Origin of the sequence: Roseofilum sp. Guam, assembly GCF_017746735.1 — a bacterium.
Lineage (GTDB): Bacteria > Cyanobacteriota > Cyanobacteriia > Cyanobacteriales > Desertifilaceae > Roseofilum > Roseofilum reptotaenium.
This window is the reverse complement of record NZ_JAGHZN010000008.1, coordinates 1-21,732: the sequence shown is the minus strand read 5'-3', so window position 1 is coordinate 21,732 and position 21,732 is coordinate 1. Positions and strand designations below refer to the sequence as shown.

The 21,732-nt window shown below is 43.8% G+C and carries 18 protein-coding genes; 7 read left to right on the top strand and 11 right to left on the bottom strand.

From position 1 onward, the window contains the following. Positions 1–419: 419 nt before the first annotated feature. Positions 420–815, bottom strand: a complete 396-nt coding sequence (locus J7529_RS04045) for a PadR family transcriptional regulator (protein ID WP_271939416.1) — start codon at positions 813–815, stop codon at positions 420–422. A 490-nt stretch (positions 816–1,305) separates the two neighbouring features. Here J7529_RS04045 and J7529_RS04040 point away from each other — a divergent pair, with 490 nt between their 5' ends. After that, the gene (locus J7529_RS04040; protein WP_271939419.1) at positions 1,306–1,890 is read left to right on the top strand and encodes a DUF3611 family protein; all 585 of its coding nucleotides are present in this window, start codon (positions 1,306–1,308) and stop codon (positions 1,888–1,890) included. 59 nt (positions 1,891–1,949) lie between these two features. On the opposite strand, the gene J7529_RS04035 is transcribed toward J7529_RS04040, so the two are convergent. Then, entirely contained in the window at positions 1,950–2,714 is a 765-nt protein-coding gene (locus tag J7529_RS04035; protein ID WP_318727935.1) for a HEAT repeat domain-containing protein, read from the bottom strand. A 277-nt stretch (positions 2,715–2,991) separates the two neighbouring features. Beyond that, positions 2,992–4,113: a WD40 repeat domain-containing protein gene (locus tag J7529_RS04030; protein WP_318727934.1), complete on the bottom strand. Its 1,122-nt coding sequence runs from the start codon at positions 4,111–4,113 to the stop codon at positions 2,992–2,994. Between the two features lie 120 nt (positions 4,114–4,233). Between J7529_RS04030 and J7529_RS04025 the strand changes: the two genes are divergently transcribed. The 3 genes from J7529_RS04025 to J7529_RS04015 all read left to right on the top strand — a co-directional run bounded on the left by J7529_RS04025 (position 4,234) and on the right by J7529_RS04015 (position 5,517). Continuing rightward, positions 4,234–4,926 carry a class I SAM-dependent methyltransferase gene (locus J7529_RS04025; RefSeq protein ID WP_318727933.1) on the top strand — a complete coding sequence of 231 codons (693 nt, stop codon included), beginning with the start codon at positions 4,234–4,236 and terminating at the stop codon, positions 4,924–4,926. Positions 4,927–5,010: 84 nt separating this feature from the next. After that, the gene (locus tag J7529_RS04020) at positions 5,011–5,139 is read left to right on the top strand and encodes a hypothetical protein (RefSeq protein ID WP_318727932.1); all 129 of its coding nucleotides are present in this window, start codon (positions 5,011–5,013) and stop codon (positions 5,137–5,139) included. A gap of 138 nt (positions 5,140–5,277) precedes the next feature. Beyond that, positions 5,278–5,517, top strand: a complete 240-nt coding sequence (locus J7529_RS04015; protein WP_271939426.1) for a CopG family transcriptional regulator — start codon at positions 5,278–5,280, stop codon at positions 5,515–5,517. A gap of 364 nt (positions 5,518–5,881) precedes the next feature. On the opposite strand, the gene J7529_RS04010 is transcribed toward J7529_RS04015, so the two are convergent. The 8 genes from J7529_RS04010 to J7529_RS03975 form a co-directional block, all read right to left on the bottom strand. Continuing rightward, positions 5,882–6,226, bottom strand: a complete 345-nt coding sequence (locus tag J7529_RS04010) for a hypothetical protein (RefSeq protein WP_318727931.1) — start codon at positions 6,224–6,226, stop codon at positions 5,882–5,884. Between the two features lie 158 nt (positions 6,227–6,384). Next, positions 6,385–8,523 carry a glycine--tRNA ligase subunit beta gene (gene glyS, locus J7529_RS04005; protein ID WP_318727930.1) on the bottom strand — a complete coding sequence of 713 codons (2,139 nt, stop codon included), beginning with the start codon at positions 8,521–8,523 and terminating at the stop codon, positions 6,385–6,387. A gap of 69 nt (positions 8,524–8,592) precedes the next feature. Further along, positions 8,593–9,456: a DMT family transporter gene (locus tag J7529_RS04000; protein ID WP_318727929.1), complete on the bottom strand. Its 864-nt coding sequence runs from the start codon at positions 9,454–9,456 to the stop codon at positions 8,593–8,595. Then, a complete protein-coding gene (locus tag J7529_RS03995; RefSeq protein ID WP_318727928.1) occupies positions 9,453–10,955 on the bottom strand; it encodes an adenylate/guanylate cyclase domain-containing protein in 1,503 nt (500 codons plus the stop codon). Before J7529_RS03995 ends, J7529_RS04000 begins: the two co-directional genes overlap by 4 nt. Before the next feature lie 103 nt (positions 10,956–11,058). Next, the gene (locus J7529_RS03990; RefSeq protein ID WP_318727927.1) at positions 11,059–14,553 is read right to left on the bottom strand and encodes a PAS domain S-box protein; all 3,495 of its coding nucleotides are present in this window, start codon (positions 14,551–14,553) and stop codon (positions 11,059–11,061) included. Between the two features lie 129 nt (positions 14,554–14,682). Next, positions 14,683–15,432, bottom strand: coding sequence for a phosphonate ABC transporter ATP-binding protein (gene phnC / locus J7529_RS03985; protein ID WP_318727926.1), 750 nt, complete (start codon positions 15,430–15,432; stop codon positions 14,683–14,685). A 70-nt stretch (positions 15,433–15,502) separates the two neighbouring features. Beyond that, entirely contained in the window at positions 15,503–15,694 is a 192-nt protein-coding gene (locus J7529_RS03980) for a hypothetical protein (RefSeq protein WP_271939440.1), read from the bottom strand. Further along, positions 15,681–16,163, bottom strand: a complete 483-nt coding sequence (locus J7529_RS03975; RefSeq protein WP_318727925.1) for a type II toxin-antitoxin system VapC family toxin — start codon at positions 16,161–16,163, stop codon at positions 15,681–15,683. The genes J7529_RS03980 and J7529_RS03975 overlap by 14 nt, the downstream gene beginning before the upstream one ends. Positions 16,164–16,363: 200 nt before the next feature. On the opposite strand from J7529_RS03975, the gene J7529_RS03970 reads away from it, so the two are divergent. The 3 genes from J7529_RS03970 to J7529_RS03960 all read left to right on the top strand — a co-directional run bounded on the left by J7529_RS03970 (position 16,364) and on the right by J7529_RS03960 (position 21,278). After that, entirely contained in the window at positions 16,364–16,942 is a 579-nt protein-coding gene (locus tag J7529_RS03970; protein ID WP_318727924.1) for an FHA domain-containing protein, read from the top strand. Beyond that, positions 16,939–18,819, top strand: a complete 1,881-nt coding sequence (locus tag J7529_RS03965) for a mechanosensitive ion channel domain-containing protein (protein ID WP_318727923.1) — start codon at positions 16,939–16,941, stop codon at positions 18,817–18,819. Before J7529_RS03970 ends, J7529_RS03965 begins: the two co-directional genes overlap by 4 nt. A 401-nt stretch (positions 18,820–19,220) precedes the next feature. Then, a complete protein-coding gene (locus tag J7529_RS03960) occupies positions 19,221–21,278 on the top strand; it encodes a DUF6077 domain-containing protein (RefSeq protein WP_318727922.1) in 2,058 nt (685 codons plus the stop codon). Positions 21,279–21,732: the final 454 nt, after the last annotated feature.

The following is a 21,732-nucleotide window of genomic DNA, read 5'->3' as shown; positions in this document are numbered from 1 at the left end:
TTGTACTCCACAATATCGCAAAGCACTGTATTGATGCACGAGACGACTACACTCTACTCTATAACAGCGCTTTGCCCTGTGATGAAATTAATTGCTAAAAAGACCGCATGTAGGGACGAAAAGCTTTTCACCCCTACGTCTGGTCTACTCAGTGATCGATGCAATGAGCTTCGTCTCATACTATTTCTGTATGAAGTTGCACTTTACAAGTGGTTGAGAGCAATTGGTCTCTCCAGGACTCATGAGTTGCACGATCAAAGAGAAAGGGTATCACTAGACCAGTGCGAAGCGCTATAGCAGTGAACTCGTTAAGTTAGGACGGTTAGGGTATTGTTCGAGGCAATAGGTACTCTAGCAATCGAAAGTGTCCTAACTTTTCTTTTCTCTGCTATATAACTTCTCTCAATGGCATAGAATGCCTAGGATTGGGAGACAGTTTGACGAAGATTGAAGGCAGGAGTAGCAAGTTCCAGGGCCCCATTACGGGTATAGTCTTGCCACAAGAGCGCCAATTCTTGAGCTTGGGAGCGTCCGCGATATTGGATCTGATACATCCTGCGAGGCCGTCCTCGTCGAGCGAGTTTCTTCCAATATCCGGTGATCATCTCTTCCTCTTCCAAGAATTTGAGGGCGCTGTAGAGGACGGTATCCGATAGGCGGTATTGGGGATACTGTTTTTTTAGGACTCGAATCAGTTCAGTTCCATAGGAGTCTTTATTGAGCAAGATGGACAAGACATAACAGACTGTTAATTCTGTATTCAGGTGAATCGGTGGTGGGTCTTGAAAAAAACGATAAATTTCATCAAAGGTCATAGCTTTTCTCTGCACAAGCATGAATGAACTCAAATCAGGCCAATGAACTGGACTTGAGTAAATGCAGCCCTGGTTATGAAAATTCCCTTACAAAACGTTAAAGACTGGCTCAGGTTAAGTTGAAAAGAAATATTGGGTCATTTTGAGATGCACACCCGATTGAGCCTAAAAGCCTAAATATGTTGCCCCAAATGCCAGTGTTTTGGGTTTAGTAGTTGATGGTTACCCCGATTGGCAGGTGAAATCCTTTGAGCTAAAGTCTAAAGCCCTGTATGAACACAGGACGGTGAGTCACTTGACTCCTTACATCAATAGATACAGGCGCTTCCCTTAGAATCCAGAGCTGGAGGCACTAAGATATACGCTCAATTCCTATCAACCATGCAGGATAACATAATTATTCTGGAAGCTACAAATAATTCTGAATCGAGAGGCGATCGCCGCTTCGAGTTTCCTGCTAGATTAAGGGATGGAGCTGTAGCGAATCACTATGCCTGAGAACGACCAATTCTATGCCCTTCCCCCCGCTGTAGAGAAATTTTCGGGGAACTTGCGTCTGACAGCTTGGATTAGCTTTTGGACTCAGGTGGTATTAGGGGCGATCGCCTCTATCATCTTTCTGTTTGCCTTAATTGGTCAAGAGACCAGGGCAGGAATTCAAGACCCCGGTCGTGGAGGAGGGGCATTTTTTGCCATTTGTGGTCTCCTCGTCCTCTATTTCAGCATTGTGCAAGCCTTTCGCTACACTCGGTTAGCACGACAATTGCGATCGCCTGATAGCAGCGTGCGTCCCACTAAAGCTGCAACCATCCAGATGATTAAATTTGGCCTGGTCTGTAATATTGTGGGCATGAGCTTATCTCTCTTGGCTGCCGAAGCGATCACGGGTATTTTACTGGGTAAATCCCTCTTTCAACCCCAGGGCTTAATTCCCACAGGAGCGGATCTAGGAAGATTTATTGAACCCATTGATTTATTTGTCTTGCTCGGCAATACTCATACCACGGTCTCTCATTTTGTCTCTATTGTGGGCAGTCTCTGGCTATTGAATGCTATCAATCGGCCTAAGTCCTAAACGATAACAACCGCCAGGGAAGTTAGAAGATAGTCTATTTCCTGTTTCCTCAACCCCAATTAAAACCATCCTTCTTGTTCTAACTCTTCAATCAGTTGTAAGGCTCTGGGGTCTCCGACTTTCAGCAGAGCCGATCGCGCATCTTCGCGTACCCCTAGATCTTCATCTTCTACAAAAGATTCAATCAGACCATCGATCGCCCCAGCATAGACCACATTCGAGGGCAATTCGCGGGCTAATTGGCCTAACGACCAGGCACAGTTACTGCGAATAGCGGGAATAGGGTCTCGGCGCAGGCCTTGAATTAGGGGAGGAATCGTGCTAATGATCGCTTCATAACTAACTTGGGCCATTTGGGCTAAAGCACTAGCAGCCCAGAGACGCACGGCTGGAATATCAGTACGCAGGGAGTCAATGAGAGGGTTTAAACTGCGGCGATCGCGATTATTGCCTAAAGACCAGACTAATCCCTTGCGGACATAGCCGTTCCAATCCCGCTGTAGTTGGTCTATCATGGGTTCGATCGCCTCTGAGGAGGGATTCCGGCCCAGAGCATAGGCTGCACTGACGCGCACCAAAGGACAGCGATCGCCCAATAGACGAATTAAATGGGGAATCGCTCGATGGTCTTGGATTTCACAAAATACCCTCGCTGCTAACATCCGCTCTTGGGTGACTGGGGATTCTAGCAAAGGCAACATTTCCTCTGGATCGGGAGGGGGGGCGCTCTCTGGAGTACCTTCGATGGGCCCTAGGTTATCCAGGGGACTACTCAAGTCAACGTTGTCGTTGAGTACAGATTGGTCGTTATCATTGATTTGCATAACTTGCAGTGTACTCAATCTTGGGGGTCAGACTCAACAGGGAATAGGGAAAATCCGGTTTTATGCTTTCCTTGAATCCTTTGTATATAGTGTCATTTAGTTGCTTTACATCCTGATTTTAGCGTGCCTCAGTTGAATCTCAAAGATAGTTGGGTTGATGGCAAGAAAACTGTGGAGATGTTAGGGGATAAGCAAAGAATTTTTCTCTATGGTAAGTTGGCTGCTCAATACGCCCCATTGGTGGACGAGCTTTATAGGGCTACGTGCGATTTCTACTTTAATCATTAAATGCTCCTCTAAAGAGATTTTCAAGTAACCACTGTTCGCGATCGCTACGTCTTTGGTGCATATCCTGGTCATACCGAAATGGAGGGTTGCAGGATTGATATTGGGTATTGCCCCAAATGCGGATCGTGTAATCTGTACCACTGGTGAGCATAAATTGGTTATCGCGAGTAAATTGAACTCTTTGAATCGAGTAGTATTGATAGCCTCGCTGGTGATAGGTTGGACAGTATAAGGTGTTGAGCAACTCACCCGTTTTCCAGTTCCAGATTTTGATTTCACCGGTTTTGAAAACACCACACAACACGACACCATCAGAACTAAAGAAACTTGCCTTAGACACCTCTGGATTGGGTAATTGCCAACGTTGGATTAGACCACCCGTCGTTAGCTCCCATTGTTGAATAAATCCACGGTAATCGAGTCCTATAGCCGTTGTCCGATCTGCACAGATATGGATCGGCCGATAGTTCCCCCCGTCTTCCCAGAGAATGCTGTAAAGTTGAGTGCCACTATAACTCTTGTAAATTTGGGTTTTTCCATCCACATTGTAGAGTAAGAGTTGACCATCCAGGCTAAATTGAAGGGTAAAATGACGCAAGTATCGAGATGGTGGAATGGGCTGAAAATAGAGTTTGTGCTTGGCTTGTAGATCCCAAACTTCAAACCCTTTTCTAGGATTGCTGAGGGTTAAGAGTTTTTCATCTGGACTCACTACAATGGAGTCTATCCAGTCTTGTTTACTCTCAATAGTATTGAATATTTCTCCTGTACTGATATCTTTGACTTCAATATAATATCGTTTCTCATATCTATTCGGACGCTCGTGATAGAGGATGTAACACCGCTTACCATCAGGACTTAAGTGAAGAAATTGTGCATGGCTCAATGTTTGGCGATCGCCTAGAAATACCTGAAGTAATCCCTGTTGGAAATCCCAAATTTTCAGCGTCTTATGCAGCTCTACGGTGATTAATCGTTGAGAATTAGGGGTGAGTGCGAAGGGAAAAGCCCAGAGTATATCTTGGTATACAGCGCCCCCCTCTAGGGTGTGCAACTGCTGGAATGATGAGTAGTGAGAGGTAGGACAATCTGCTGAAAAGGATTCTGACATTTTGCTGCTTCTGGATACAGGGCAATCTAGCGAGATCGGTTGGTGAACCCATTTACTCTCATTAGATTAGATGTTACATTATATTAGCTACTATCTCTTACCTAGATTGAAGAACGAGTGATGGAAAACGTCAAGCAACATTTTGAAAGCGAAGCTCAAGAATTTGATGGGATTATACGTCGTCTCATTCCTTACTACGAACAAATGCTTGATGCGATCGTGGCTGCAATTCCCTTTAGTTCATCTCAGGTGATTCGGGTTGTCGATCTTGGATGTGGAACAGGGACAATCGCCAAACGAATTAAAAACACTTATCCTCACGCTCAGATTACTTGTGTTGATATTGCCGAGAAAATGTTGCAAATTGCCCAAACTAAACTCGGTAAGGGTGAAGATATACGATATCAACTGGCTAATTTTGAAGAGTATGAATTTGATGCGGTTTATGATGTAGCTGTTTCTTCACTTGCCTTACATCATCTGGTTAATGATAGTGACAAAATAAAGTTTTACAAGCAAATTTATGCTTCGCTGGCTCCCGGCGGTCTTTTTTTTAATGCTGATGTGGTATTAGCTTCTAATTCGCGTCTGCAAGAGCGTTATATGGAACAATGGCGAGAGTATATGCTGCGACAAGTTTCCCTAGAGGAAATCGAGGAAAAGTGGATTCCTCAACATTATGATGAAGATCATCCCTCCCCCCTCATGAGTCAAGTAGAGTGGCTGCGAGAGATAGGTTTTGTGGACATTGATGTGATTTGGAAATACTACAATTTCTCCGTATACGGAGGGTATAAGCCTAGTATAGAGTAGGAGATACTAGGAAAAGATGGCGATCGCCTCTATGTCAGAATAGAGAAAAAGTCCATATCCTGGAGTGAGTCCCATGGCGATAGAATGATGTACGTCTTTGATACCAATATTTGGGTTGCTGGATTGCGATCGCGTAGAGGAGCTAGTTTATTCTCCTTAAAGCCATTTGTCAACGATGGGTTATACCAGCCGTTTCTGAAGCCTTATTTTTAGAGTATACTGAAGTCTTGAAGCGAGATTAAAATCTACAGAACTTCAGGATTTTTTGCCTGCTGCCCAATTATTTGGAATTCAAGTGGTAAAACCGGGAAGTTTAGTTCAGTCTCTCAAATTACAGGAGAAAGTTGGCGAATGAATACTTATTCTCTAAAGTTACCCGATGAATTATTGACTGAAATTCAACGTTTGGCTGAAGAAAAACAAGTTTCCCTCGATCGCTGGCTCTTAAGTGCCATAACTGAGAAAATAGAAGCGCAGAAGAGAGTTCACTTGCTGGAGACTTATGCAAAACAAGCTGATTATAGCCACTTTGACCAAATCTTAGATAGAGTTCCTAACGCAGAACCCATCCCTGGGGATGAGTTGATTTGAGAAAAATTAGGAAGATATGGAATAATCTGAACCTGCCCCCCCAAATCCCAGAAACCAGGTTTCTCGCGTATCTTTTTGTTGGTGTCCTCAACTTGGGTAGAAATCCGGTTTATTCCCACGGGCTAGGCTATACTCGATGTGGGGCTACCTACCCAAATCGCATTTTAGCCAATTTCACCCTCTCAGGAATTCCTACTCGGAAAAAACGGCGCGTTTGCACCAATTATACTACTCTAAAATCCAAACGCGATCCCATTCAACTATAAATTAATAATATCATAAAAACTATCCTCAAAATCATTTATTGAAACAGAAAGCGAATCGCCTGCCATTTCACCTTTGACAAGAGCGCTTTCATATTTATTTACAAATTTTTGTACTTCTTCAAAAATATTTGAATGAAATTACTTCGATCAGTTTTTGATATTATTTCATCACTTTTCCTAATTATTAATATTTGGTCTTTCTTTTTCTTTACTGTAAAACTGAAAGAACAATCCATTCCTATAAATTTATACTTTTCCCTTGTTGGATTATTAACCAAATAACGAATTCCATCTAACAATTCAGAAATAGCTAGAAAAATCATCATTGACTGATCGGGAGTTTGGTTCATTGACGAATGTATACCATATTCACCCTTAATAGTCATGTGCCCTCGGCTCAATCCATCAATTTCGTCTTCCAATTCATGTAAGGTAAATTCCATTCTTAAATTATTCATTTAGAGTCGGAATATCTCTTCCAATAGAAAAAACATAGTGTAGGAGCGGGTTCTCCCAAATTTAGGATACACAAGGATTAATTCCCTGAACCCGACCCCACCGCTAGGGACTAGAAACCGGTTTTCTTGACACTCTTGGGAGGTTAATTGACGATCGCCCCAAAATCCGCCAATACCCGCGCATGATTCCGCAGAATTCCCAGTAAATTTAACCGATTAGTTTGTATATTTTCATCTTCTGCCATCACCAAAACGCTATCTTCGCCATCGAAAAAGCGACTGACGGTAGGGGCAATTTCCGCTAAAGCATTGACCAAATCTTGATAGTTACGCGTTTCTTGACAGCGTTGGGTTTGGGGAACAATTTTTACCATGGCATCGTAAAAGGCTTGTTCTGACGCTTGCTCGAATAAGTCGGGTTTGACGACTCCCACGGGATCGAGTTGTTCTTTGTCCAAACTTCCCTTAACTGCTAACCGAGCGGAACGGTTGACGGTAGCGTAAATTGCGTCTAACTGTCCAGATGTGCGGATTTCTTGCAAAAATAGGGCGCGTTTGAGCAAGTCTAGCAGATCGGCTAAGGAGCGACTGGCATATTCGGGGTCATCTTCCCCTAAAATGGCATTGACGAGATCGTAATCAATCCCTTTGTCTTCCTGGAGTTGGGTACGGATGCGTTGCAAGAAGAAGTCTTCTAATGTGGGGACTAAATCGGGAAGATCTGCATTAGGCCAGCAGGACGCTACACTATCGACGAGGAGTTGATGCAGATCCAGGGGTAAGTTAGCCTCCCAGGTAATACTAATAATGGCATTGGCTGCGCGTCTGAGGGCGAAGGGATCGGATGAGCCACTGGGAATCATGCCTAAACTAAAGATACTGATTAATGTGTCCAGGCGATCGCCCATTCCCACCACTTGACCGACCAGAGTTTGCGGTAAACTATCCCCAGCACCTTTGGGTAGATAATGCTCCACAATCCCCGTAGCGATGGTTTCCGGTTCTCCACTACAAAGGGCATACTTTTCTCCCATGACTCCCTGCAATTCGGGGAACTCGTAGACCATTTGCGTGACTAAATCTGCTTTACATAATAGGGCCGCGCGATCGCATAATTCCCGCTCTTCACTGCTTAACTGGAGTTGCTCGGCCAAAACCTTAACACAAGTACGAATACGCTCCACTTTATCTCGAACAGAGCCTAATTTTTCCTGAAATGTAACCGTTTCGAGCTTCTCGACATAACTTTCCAAGGGTTTCGCTAAATCCGCTTGATAGAAAAACTGACCATCAGCCAGCCTAGCGCGAATCACCCGCCCATTTCCCTGGGCAATCAAGTCTGACTTGGCGGGGTCACCATTAGAAACCGTAATAAAATAGGGCAACAATTCCCCAGATTCTGCCGATTTAAATACGGGAAAATAGCGTTGATGGGACTCCATTTCCATCGTCGTCACTTCCGTGGGGAGTTCGAGAAATTCATCATCAAACTGACCCGTCACTGCGGTCGGATACTCGACTAAATGGGTTACTTCTGCCAGTAAATCCGGTGAAATTCGTGCATATCCGCCTAATTTTTCCGCGCACGCTTCAACTTGAGCTTTAATGATTTCTTCCCGCTTTTGGGGATCAACTTGAATAAAAATCGACTCCATGGACTCCAAATAGTCCGATGCTTGCTCTAGACTCACCGGTTGAGGATGGAGGACGCGATGGCCGTAGGAGAGGCGATCGCCAAAAATTGGAGTTGAACCATTTTCGAGTATAATCGGCAGTACCTCCCGATCGAACAGGGCCACTAACCAGCGAATGGGACGGGGAAAGCGAATCTGACCATCTCCCCAACGCATAAACCGTCTTCCTTCTAATCCAGAAATCCATCGGGGAACCCATGCAGTCAACAATTGGGGAACTACGCAGCCAGGAATTTGTTTGCGAATAAAGACAAAATCACCCTTTTCCGTCGGTCGAATCTCGAAATCCTCTACCTTTACCCCTTGCTTTTTAGCAAATCCTTCTGCGGCCTTGGTTGGCTTCCCGTCCTTAAATGCAGCTTTAGCGGGAGGGCCTTTAATCTCTTCTTCTCGGTCAGGTTGTTGCAGAGGTAATCCCTCAATCAGGACACAGAGACGACGGGGAGTCCCATAGACCTCAATATTTCTGGGTGTCAGCAGGTCGTTTGCTAAACTTTGGGAAATGAGAGATCGCCACTGAGCGATCGCACTGGTGATAAAATCAGCAGGGAGTTCTTCTGTACCAACTTCTAAGAGGAATGTAGACATAGAGCGCTTTGCGCGGTAATGGGTAATGGGGAATGGGGAATGGGAAAACCATCTTTATCGCTGGAGTCCTTAGTTTACCTTGCTCTGGCTCTGATTAACCCAAAATACACCCATCAGAATCATAGCACCTGCGATCGCCACAGTCAGAGTTAAGGGTTCTCCCAAAACCAGCCAACCGATTGCGGTAGCGATAATCGGCACTAAATAGAGGAAGCTAGAAGCTTGGGCCGTGGATAAATGTGCTAAGGTATACGTCCAAGCGATATAGGCGATCGCGCCTGGAAAAATCCCCAAATAACCCACCACTAAACCCACGTTCAGCGTATCCGGAAATCGGACAAAGAACAGAATCGGCAACGTCCCCAACCAGACCGTATAACTGGCTAATTCTAAAGGAGAATAGCGCTCAAAAAACGGTCGCTGAAGGATAAAATAGAAGCTTTGGGAAAATGCTGCCATTAAAATCAGCCCAGAGGATAGAGCAAAAGTCAAATCTTGTCCTTTTCCCAGAACAATTAATACGATCCCCCCTAACCCCAAAGCCATTCCTAACCACCCTTGAAGCGGTAAGGATTCCTTGAGAATTGTAGCGGCAAGAATCGCTGCTATACAGGGACTAGAAGCATTTAAAATGCTGGCCGTACCGGCGGGAACCACCGTCTGCCCCCAAGATAAGAGTAAATGATAGAAAGAAACCCCTAAACATCCTTGAAGTAATAATCGGGGTAAATCGGACGAATGGGGGCGACGAATTTTTCCAGAAACCATAGCAAACACTGCTAGTCCCAAAGAAGCAATCAAAAATCTAAACGCCACGAAATTGAGGGGATGAATCGTTTGTACCACATAACGAACTCCCGGAAAAGCCGAACCCCAAAGCAAGATACAAATAGATGCCCAGCACCAGCCGACCCAACGAGATTGAGTCCTCATCCTTCCCGCTCACTCAATAGCCAATAAGTCGTCATTCTTCCTCGTCCTTTCACCGTAAATGAGCCTCGTTTTTCTAAAATAAATGTATCTTGTAATTGATCGTAGGTGGCTTGAGTCACTTGAATCTTACCGGGTAAACCTTGAGATTCCATCCGAGACGCTACATTAACCGTATCTCCCCACAAATCCAATTGCAATTTACTCACTCCGATAACCCCAGCAACTACCGGCCCCGTATTGATCCCAATTCGCAGTTGAAACGGTTGACTATTGCGCAGTTCCAACCGATTTTCTAGGACACAAGGACGATTAAATTCTTTGATGACTTCCTGCATATCTAAAGCCAAGTTTGCAACTCTTTTAATAGATTTTTCCTCTTGTATATTCTGGTAAACAGGCAAGCCTCCGACCACCATATAGGAATCACCAATCGTCTTTATTTTTTCTAGTCCATAATGCTGGGTTAGTTTATCAAATTCAGAAAATATTTGATTCAACAAATCCACTAATTCCGTCGGGTTTATTTTCGCCGAAAGTTCTGTAAAGCCAACCAAATCGGCAAATAAAACAGTGACTTCAGGCAAGTAATCCGCAATAGTATGGCGATTTTTTTTGAGCTTCTCGGCAATATATTGAGGAAGGATATTTAAAAGCAATTTTTCTGATATTGTTCTTTGTTTGCGCAATTCTTCTTCGATCTTCCTTTTTTCGGTTACATTGCGAACTGTTCCTTCAAAGTACAGTAGATCGCAATTCTCACCTTTGACTTTACGGACACTCTCAGAAATCCAAATTTTATCCCCGTTCTTACAATATACTTCTGATTCAAATTCATCAACAAACTCATAACTTTCCATATAGGCTAAAAACTCATCTCGCCGTTGAGGACGAACATAAAAATTTTCATTAATATTGGGGATTGTATCAATTAAGTCCTCTGGAGAATCATATCCATAGAGTTTAGCGAGAGCTAAATTCGCTTTCACAAATTGCCCCTCTGGAGTGGTTTGAAACATGCCATCAATAGCATTTTCAAAAATACTGCGATAGTTTTCTTCCGCTTTTTGGCGAGCTTGAGCTTCCTGTGTGAGCAATTCTTGAAGGTTAAGCAAGCTCAGTTGAATGTTGATTTTTGAGAGAACTTCGGTGACTTGAAGCGGTTTAGTGATATAGTCGTTCCCTCCTACTTGAAAGGCTCTGGTTTTATCTAAATCGCTCCCTAATGCACTGACAAAAATAACAGGAATTGCTCGATATTCTGGATGGGATTTAATCTTTTCACACAGTTCGTAACCATTGATATCTGGCATCATAATATCAAGCAAGATTAAATCCGGTTGAGAATGGCGTACAGCATTGAGTGCTAATTCGCCATTAATAGCTTTGCGGACACGATACCCTTGTTGAGTGAGGATATGGGATAAAAATCGAATATTATTCGGGTTATCATCGACGACTAAAATATCCTTAGACAAGGGTAAAACAGTATGGTCTTGCATTATCGGAAATCCCAAAGAAAAATGGGGGGCGTGAACAAAATAGTCGAACTTTCTGAGCCTCGATCGCCTCTTCCCCGTTATAACATTTGGATCGATCCTCAGTTCAATACGCCAAACCCTCGATTGCCTCTAGGGTAGCATCGAGAATCCGATCTAGGCGGTAATGGTGGAGTAAATCGGCGATCGCCTCCCTTAAGTCGGACTCAGCCTCTGGAATCTCTTGCAATAGTTTTTGAATAAACTCTTCATCGGCTTGAGTGGCAGCTTGATGTAACTGATTAAGCCAATCCATGGGCATCTTCATTAACTGCGTTCCATTTAATAGTGCTTCTGTCCGATCAACCGGGTGTGCAATCATTTCCCGATCGTCACTGGTTTCATAGACGTACTCTATACTTAAATAATGACTCATTTTGTCTAATAAAACGGCTTGGGTAACGGGTTTATAAACCAATTCGTTACATCCAGCCTCTTCGATCAAGATTTGGTCTTCTTCCAAAGCGCTGGCTGTGAGGGCTAAAATCGGAATGGCAGCTCGGCCGGTGTTTTGTTCTTGCATCCGAATCAAGCGAGTGGCTTGATACCCATCCATCACTGGCATTCGTAGATCCATCCAGATCAGATCGGGGGACCAACTTCTCCATAAGTCTAAGGCTTGTTCTCCATGTTCGGCTTCATGCAGCTCAAATCCTAGAAGCTGGAGTTGTTTTAATAACAGTCGCCGATTTTCCCAATGGTCATCAACCACTAAAATCCGGTAGATGGGTTGGTTCGGTGCTAAGGCGATCGCCTGTTTTTCCACTCTCTGCTCTGGAATTTCTTCCGGATGGACGGTTCGTAAGGGCAGTCGGACTCTGACTAAGGTTCCCACACCCACCTGGGAAGAGATATGAATATCCCCTCCCATTAGTTGAAGCAGTTGTTTACAAATAGTCAAACCTAACCCCGTCCCTTGTCCAGATTTCACCCCGGAGCTGGTTTGCATAAAGGGTTCAAATAATAAGGGTAATTCCTGTGAGTCTATTCCTTCACCCGTATCTTGGATTTCCCAGATATAGTCTTGGATCGGAAGCTGATTATTCTGAGGTGCAGGAAAAACCCGAACTTTCACTTCTCCTTGATGGGTGAATTTTACGCTATTAGATAATAAATTGATCAAAATTTGCCGCAGCTTCCTCTGATCCGCAATCACCCAACCCGGAACGTTGGGATTAATAAGGGTTGCTAGCAAAATGCCTTTCTGGTCAGCTTTGAGTTTTAAAATATCCTGCACTTCATAGAATAAACGATGCAAATTAAAGTAGCTTTCTTCGAGACCAATTTTACCGGCTTCAATTTTAGATAGGGACAGAATATCATTAATCAGTTCTAATAAATGCTCTCCACTGCGATTGATAATTTGCAAATATTCCTGGTGTTCAGAACTAACAAGAGATTCTCGCCTCAGAATTTGGGTAAATCCTAAGATTGCATTCAGAGGAGTGCGTAATTCATGACTCATACGAGCAATAAATTGGCTTTTGGTTTGATTGGCAATTTCTGCTGCTTGTTTGGCACTTTGTAGGGCCAGTTGAGTCTGTTTCCGGGCTGTGGCATCCATGCCTACACTGAGTATACCGGTTATATCTCCAGATTCATTATGTAGTATACGATTCGTCCATTCAATCCAGACGCGATCGCCATTCTTGAGTTGATTTTCGTTTTCATAGGTAACATACTGGTCTGTGTTCTCTAAAATATGATCGATTATGGAGTGTAGAGTGTTGCCCTCTATATCTTGGTTTGGCACAATTGTACCTTTAACATTTTGACCGATAATTTCTGCTTCTGTATACCCAAAAAAACGTTGGGCGAATTCGTTAAAAAATACGACATTACCTTTACAATCAACTTGCAATATGATGCTGTTAGCCGAATCCACCAATTGGCGATACTTCATTTCACTTTTCCGCAGTGCAGACTCGATTCGTTTGCGCTCTTCTATTTCTTGTTCCAACAAATGATATTGTTGATTGAGGGTATCTTTAGCCAACTGTAGTTCGGTAACATCGGTTTGCACACCGATATAATAGACGAGTTCTTGTTGTTCGTTGAAAATGGGCGATAAGGAGAGGTCATTCCAGAAAACTGTGCCATCTTTGCGGTGATTTTTGAGAGTAATTCGGCAAGCTTTTTTCTCTTTTAGAGCTTTTCTTAAAATCGTTAATCCGGATTGTTCCCGATCGTCTCCTTGCAAAATGGTACAAGTTCGACCAAGAATTTCAGCTTTTGTATAACCAGTTAGTTTTTCAAATCCGGAATTGACGTAGATGATCGGATTTCCGGGTTTAGTGGAGTCACTAATAGTAATACCATTGGTGCTGGCGGCGATCGCTCTCTCCAGTAACCCGAGTTTTCTTTCTGTCTCTTTTCGATGAGTAATTTCACGGGAAACCCAAATAGCTGTATCTTTGTTTAAGGGAGAAATTGTGGACATAAACCAATGTTCTTGTCCTTCAATTGGCCAACAGTATTCAAGATTTTCTATGGTTGTTCTCTGATCGATGACATACCGCGTCCAATACTTTTTAAATTCAGCTATTTGAGAGGGAATAAGATATTCATTTTTTTGAGGTGATTTTTGTTTTTGGTGGTACAAGCTGATCGGAGAGCGAGTGGGAGCAATTTTAATACAGTTCCCTTCATAGTTAAAGACCATAATTGCTTCATCCATCGCCCCAAACATGGCTAAAAGCTGATTTTCAGAGTTTTGTAATAACTGCTTGGAGTGTGTTAATTCAGTGATATCATTAATGTTGAATAACAAATACTTTTGGCCGCCCAGTTTAATGATTTGGACTGATATCAAGCCAATTCTTTGTTGATTGTCCTTGTTTTTGAAGATAATTTCAATATTAGACAGTTCTTGTTGTTGTTCAAGTCTCTGAACTAAAGAATCCCAATCTTCAGAGAATAAAAAGGACTTCAAGTTAGATATTTTTTCTCCAATCACCTCCGCCCTATCGTAGCCAGTATATGCCATGAAGTGTTCATTTATTTCTAATATTGTGCCCTGATCGTAGCTCATCAAAAACAGCAAACTTGGACTAGAAAAGAAGATTTTATGAAATCGTTCTTCTGATAAGACCCAACTGGCTTCTAGTTGTTCAATAATATAGTCTTTTTTCTGGAGCGATCGCCATAAAGCGACATTTTCTTTGTCTTTTCTGTTGTATTGAATATAACTCTCAACTTTAACGCGCAGTTCGATTAAGCTGAGGGGGCACACTAGATAATCCTTAACTCCAGCTTCAAAAAAGGCAATTCTATCCACGGAAGTACCGGAGGAATTTAGAGCAAAAATGGGTACATTTTTATGACTCGGATCGGTGTGAAGGGACTCACAGAGTTCTAGGGCGAGAAAGCTGGGGATACTCACTTCTACGAAGATCAAACTTGGATCTACCGCATCAAGTAAGGGAATCACTTGGGAAGGAGCGGTAGCCCATTCGAGATGATACCCTTGTTCCAGTAAAAAGGTAGAGAGCCACGCTAAAGATTCCGGTTGGGGATGGGCGATAATGAGTCTAGTCGGTGAAGATGGAAGGGGATGAAGCATATTTGCAAACTCCCAAGAAAACAACAAGACGCTTAAGCCAGATCAGAGTGATTTCTAGGGTGTTTGAATAGACAACCTGCCTGGGCTGAGTCGGATTGATACTTATGATAAATGCAAATCGGTATTTCTTTAAGTGAGTTGGGGAATATCAGTATAAAGATAACTTAATTGCTCTGGAGTGAGTTGATCGGTGGCTACATCTAAGACTAATTTGCCAGCTTGTAGCCCCAAAATCCGATCGCTATAGGTTTGGGCTAAGTCCACTTGATGTAAATTACATAAAACGGTTAATCCTTCTTGCTCGCAGAGCGATCGCAAAATCTGTAAGATACGATGGGAAGTCTGCGGATCGAGACTGGCTACTGGTTCATCCGCTAAGATTAACTGAGCATTTTGTGTTAGAGCACGGGCGATCGCCACCCGTTGCTGTTGTCCTCCCGATAGGCAATCGGCTCGTTGAAAGGCTATATCCATCAGTTTAACCCGCTCTAGGGCAGCCATTCCTTCGAGTAATAGAGATCGCGGCAACTGTCCGCTCAAACATTGCCATAGGGATACCTCCCGCAACCGTCCTCCCAAACAATTTTCTAAGGCACTGCGACGACGGACTAAATTAAACTGTTGGGCAACTAAGGCGATCTGAGCGCGAATTTTTTGTAATTCCTTGGGTGAAGTGTTGGTTAGCTCTTGATTTCCAAACCAAATTCGACCGCGATCGACAGGCATCAGTTGTAGAATAGACCGCATCAAGGTCGTTTTTCCAGCTCCACTCAACCCCAGCACGGCGGTAAACTGGTGAGGAACCAGAGTAAAACTGACCTCATCTAAGGCCATTTGATTTCCAGAATAAATTTTGGTCAGTCCTTCAACTTTAAGCAACTGAGTCCTCCCATCAACACTTTAACCATTAACCATTCAATAATTAATCATTCTTAAACTTGCCAGCCTACTACTGGCTAGAAGAAATTCCTGTAAGTTTGAATGGAGAGGGTTTTGGCTCAAAAGAATAGTACGTTCTTTGACTCTGTTCTTCCTGACGTTTAAGATCCTCATATAGAGTTTGTAGATCGTTATTGCACTCCTCCATATACGCCCTTCGTGCTTGACGGACTTCTTCCACAATGGGGTCACGTTTCATCATTATCCTCCATTAATTCTTCAGGGGTACAAATAACTGAGGGTTCATAACCCCTTTCACGACAGATTTGTTCAATCTTTTTTCGGGTTATGGCATTGGCAATATGTTTGCAATTCCAAGTGAGTAAATAATCTATCCCATTGATCACACTGATCGCAATATGCAGAGAATCGGCTGCTGCTGTTTGGGGAATAGCAGCTTTCTGTAAAAAGAGTTCAGACAGTTGTAGGGCAAGAGGAGAAATTTTTAAAGCAGCTAGGGGTTCCAGTAAGTCTAATCTTTCTTGTGCAGCATTAGAGTCTCCCCTACGAGCTTCTTGAATAACGAGTTCTGAAATATAAATCTCAAATTTAGGACGTTCGGTTATCCACCACTCGCTAGTGATTTGTTGATGCCCAGCAATAATAAGGTCACGACTAGGGCGTGCCGTAAGGTAGCTAATAACTGAGGTTTCAAGGTAAACACTAGGCATAATATTAGTTGAGTGCTAATCACCTATGATATCCCAATATTTCCCTGTATGCAGAATTGGGTAAGGAGATCGCTATCTAGAACTTCGCCCTAAGCAATAGGCAGTAAGAGCTTGCCTATTTTTTGCCTTTATGAGCGCTCATCGTTGTCAATTCAACGCTAAAACTATAGGTTATAAACAACCATGTTTGCCCTTTCCCTATGTCTGAGGAGCCGTTTTTGATTCAGTTAACTTGGCAAGATCCGGAAACGGGCGATCGCCAAGACTACCTATTTCCCTTACCTGTTGCCTTCGGTCGAGAGGAGGACGCAATGCCCAAAACCGTGGAGAATAAGATGGTTACCCCCGTCGTCCTCAACCATAAGAAAGTCTCTCGGTTCCATGCCTTAATTACCCTCGAAGGCAAGCAGATCCTATTGACTGACCATAGTGTTAATGGGACTCGATTACATAATCATCTCTTGCAGCAAGGAACCTTACCTCTTCAGAGTCAAGACCGGATCGAAATTGGCCCCTATCCCATCACATTAACGTTGGTCAATCAGACCGATCCGCAAGCGACTGAACCGGAAACTGCCCGGCGATCTACACTGAATTCTCAAACTCCAGTCCCATCAACGCCTTGGTGGTCTCAGTCCTGGATCATTAGTATGGTCGGCGCACTGATGGCAGGTTGTATGGCAGTGGGAACTTGGGCCCTGATGAGTTGGTTGTTAGAGAAGTCTAGACCCTCTAGACCTACGGTAGAAGAAGCGGTAAGTCTGGAATTGCACAGATGATTCAGTTGAGATGGCGTTGGATACTGATTAGCCTGTTGGTGTGTTGGTTCACTCTAGTGGCTTACCCGAGTTGGGGACGCTCTCCGTTTAGCCCCATCGAACAACGGGCAACGGTGGAAATGGATGGTAAGGTTTTATTTGAAATTAGGGGGATTGTGGGCTTTCCCGCTTCTGAGAGAGCAGAGGTGATTAATACGAAGCTTGAACAATTGCTGCAAACCCATTTAAAGTACGGTTTACCTCTGCCAAAATACTCGATCGACCGGGATAATGAGCAATCGATTTTAAGTTTTAATGATACTTATTTGTTAACCGTGACTCCGGTGGATGTGCGGGGCGAGCGAACCACAGAATTCCAAGCACGGCGCTATGCGGCTTGGATTTTAAGCGGAATTGAAACAGCTCAGTACGAGCGTACGGCTAAGTACCTGCGAGAAGCGGTATTTGTGATGTTGGGAGTGCTTTTGGTGGCGATCGGCCTTCATGTGGGGGTGAATAAGGGGGTGGAGTTGTCAGAGCATTACTTCAGACTGTTGATCGACTCCGAGAGATGTCAGTTTAGGCACTTGCAAATCCCGGATCAATTACTGCATCGGTTAATGAAATTAGGCCGCTTGGGGCTGTTGTTGGGATTATGGTATGCAGTGGGCTATTATCTCACGGATCTGTTTCCCTGGTTGCGGCGATCGCGCTATTGGCTCTTCGATCTCGTTTTCCAGAGTTTAACTGACCCAGTTTTTATCCTGAATGAGAATAGTTATTCTCTGCTGGATCTGCTGACATTGATTGCCTTGACGGTGGGATTATGGTTTGGGGTGCGATCGCTCACTCGGCTCTTCCGCAACCGTGTCCTAGCCTTTACGGATACCGATCGCGCCGTGCAAGATGTTTTAGGGGTGTTGGTGCAATCCCTACTCATGTTTTTAGGCTTACTCATTATTTTACAAATTTGGGGATTGAATGTTAGCTCCCTCACGATTATCGCCAGTGTGTTGGGGGTAGGGATTGGGTTTGGACTGCAAAATATCGCCAATAATTTGATTAGTGGTTTGATTATTACCTTCGAGCGCCATGTACAAGTGGGAGATTTTGTAGAAGTAGCCAACTTAATGGGAACGGTGGAACAGGTAGGCGCTCGTAGTACCCAGATTTTAACCTTGGATCGGGTGTCCATCATTGTACCCAATTCCCGGTTTTTGGAAACCGAGGTGATTAACTGGAGCCATGGTAACCCCGTGTCGCGGTTGCGCTTACCGGTGGGAGTCTCCTACGATTGTGACCCAGAACAGGTACGCTCTGTCCTGCTGAATACGGCTAAATTACATCCAGATGTGATGGTTGAACCTCCTCCCCATGTTTTATTTAAGGGGTTTGGGGAGAGTTCTTTGGATTTTGAGTTATTGGTGTGGATGAGGGAACCGCGCCAACAGTTTAATCTTAAAAGTGACCTCTATTTTCGCTTAGAGAGAGCACTGCGCTACTATAAAATGGAGATTCCTTATCCTCAACGGGATTTACGTTTGCGATCGACCCATTTAGACCGAGTTGTAGAGCAGTTGCAAAAAGGCAAAGAAAATCCCCAACCCCAGAATAGTTCCCCCTTAGAGTTAACCGATACAGCATTAGCGTATCTAGTGCAGAGAATGCAAGGGGAAGAAGGAGTAGAAATCAAGGATCGATGGTATCGGGGGAATTTCTATCCGGGTGTGTTTGTGGCTGCCGAAGCGGTAGATTGGTGGATGAGAGAACTGAAGCTGAAACAAGTACAAGCGGTGGCGTTAGGGCAGGTGCTGTGCGATCGCCAAATCATTCATCACGCTTTTCAAGATATCCCTTTTCAAGATAGTTATGACTTTTACCGCTTTTATGCTGATTGAAGGTTGTAGCTTGGCTAAAACGAAGTGATACTCAGCCCCCAAAATAGAGTAAGTCATAACTTATAAATTTTCAACTTACTCTATCCTGATTGATAGCGGAATTCTTAAAATTCAAGAGAGCGCGAAGTACTAGTCAATAGGCAATCGATTATATTGCTTGGAGTCTAGCTGTCAAGCTGTACTCCATAGAAGAAAGAATTTCTATACAATACAATTCTAAGAATTTTCCAATAATGGTTTGCCATCATAAACTAAAGCATTCCTCACTCAATTGTTTTACTCCTTTAGATCTAAAATAATTTCATACGATTAGGATTATATTTAGGACTTGCTCTAGCTGTCAACGGTAGATCCCTGTATAATCCATTAGGTTTGGCTGGATTAACCGTTTTAGGATTGCTATGAATTTTACCAATTTCACCCAGATGAAGGAGAGCCAAGGATGGGCAGGATTAATCGTTGAAGTGTCCTGTTTATCTTGGGTTTGGCTGATTGGGGTATGGACGCTGTTGTGTAATACCATGGTGTTGCGTCAAGCGACATTTGAGACTCTATTACCATTTTCCGCGATCGCCCTTATTTTAGCCATTGTCGGTTTTTTCCTCAGTTTTCATACTGTTATTCCTGACTCATTCTCCCTAGCAAAAGACAGCCCAGAACGTCCTAAACAGCAGCTTGGAAAAGATTTAGCGCTTCCTTTGGGTATAGCAGTAATCCTAGTCATCATTTATGGAATTACGGATAATTTTGTCCTGTTTTGGAGTCTAGCCACGTTGGGATTAACCATTTCCTACGGGCAACTGCTCCGCAAATCTCCAGAAAATTTGGTCTTAAAATCACCGACTATTGCCTCCTGGGAATGGCTGCTTGGATTAGGCGCTCTCGCTATTATCGCTACAGCGATTATCCATCGTACCCATGGGGATGATGCCTTTTATCTAAACCTGATGGTAGCCGCTCTAGATCATCCCGATCGCCCCCTGATGGTACAAGACACGATGCATGGTGTGCCCAATGTTCCCCTACTGTTACCCGTCTATCGGGTGCATTCAATCGAACTTTTAGCCGCAGTCATCAGCCAAATAACCGGCATTTCCCATCTCTGGGTTCGTAACTTCTGGCAACCCTTAGCGATCGCACCCCTAGTTGTTTTTGCCTCTGCTCTCTTTTTCCGGGCGATCGTCCCTCGTCACTGGTTAAGTGTCACCACTGTTACCACTTTTTTATTAGTAATTTTAACCACGGCTGCTGGGTTAGGAAATTTCTCCCTAGCGCGGTTGCAACAGGGAAAACCCCTTTTTGTTGCCATCCTCGTCCCCCTGATTATTGTCTATACTCTCCGGTATCTAACTGCACCTAGTGCTTGGAAATGGATGATTCTCACCTTGGCTAATATTGCCGCCGTCGGCTGTAGCTCTACCGCTCTCTATGCCGCTCCTCTGACAGTATTTCTCACCACTTGCGGATATTGGAATCCTACTAGGAAAGCCACCTGGATAGCGGTATCTGTTTTGACGACTTGTGCTTATCCGTTGGCGATCGCCCTCCTCTTCATCACCCAAGTCAAAACCTCCTCCCCCAACATGAGCAATCTCAACTTTGAAGCTATTATCAATAACGACTTCGTGCTACACCTCAAACACGGCATGGGAGGATACTTTTTTTGGGTAGCCACTTTAGCCAGTTGGGCAGTTTTAACCGATCTCAACCTGCGCCGATTTCTTCTAGGGACAATCCTCATCTTTATGCTCCTATTTATGAATCCCTTCCTGCAAGAATTTTGGGCAGTTAACCTCACCGGAGTCCCCACGTTTCGCCGCTTATGGTGGATCATTCCTCGCCATCTTCTTCTTGGCATTTTACTCAGTTTTCCTCTCATATCCTCTTCCTTTTTCCACTATCAAAAGCAAGCTAAAATCACCTTTTATGCCTTCGTCTCCACCGCTCTGATTGTTCTTACCACCGCCCTTTCCCCTAACCCCTACTCTCCCCAAATCGACTTTAACCATATTCAATACCGCTTTCCTCCCCAACCCAAACTCCCCCAAGAACGGCTCGATCTCATTAACCGCATTCAAGCTAAAGTTCCCCCTGGAAGCTATGTCTTAGCTCCCGCTTCTCCTGTAGGTGAAGAAGTCGCTGGAGATGAACTAGCCCGATGGATGATTGTCCCTCGAACTCCCCTATATCCCATTGTTGTCACCGAAAGCTATCTAAACGTCACCAACTTTTTCCCTGAATTAGAAGCACAGCAGCGCCGTATTTTATCCCAATATATTAGTGGCGTAAATCGTCCCTCAAACGCTCCCCAAGTTTTACAATCTTCTATTCCTCAACTCTCCATAAAAGCAGCCATTGTCCCCCTGAGTAATCCCTGGGAACCCGAAATTAATGCTATTCTCTCCTCATTAGGTTTTCAGGTAACCATCATCGATCATTATGCTCTTTGGATTTTATAATTATGTATGCGATGCTTCGCGCTATCATAAAGTACAGTAGCAACAATAAGCAAACTAATTTCTTAAATATTTCGGATTAATTAAGTCCAGGGCTACAGCCCGAATAACATCAATCACAGAGCTGGTAGTAGGAGAAAGGGGCAAGTTTTAAACTCGCTTCCACAACATATATAGTTGTTGTAATTAAGGATGGGACATGGTTGTAGGGGCGAACGGCCGTTCGCCCCTACAGATACCGTTGTTGTAGATAAACCTTGGTGTGTCAATCTTAATTAAAATGACTATAGCAGAGAAAGGGAGAGTTATATCAAATCCTTAAATGTTTGCTACAATTGAGGGGGGGTGAAAGGGGTGCGATCGCTAAGGGCAAGGGGATCTGTGTAAAGATTATATCAAAGGAGAGAGAAAAATGGTAGGAAGGCTGAAGATAGAAATCAAGGAATCAACAACAGAA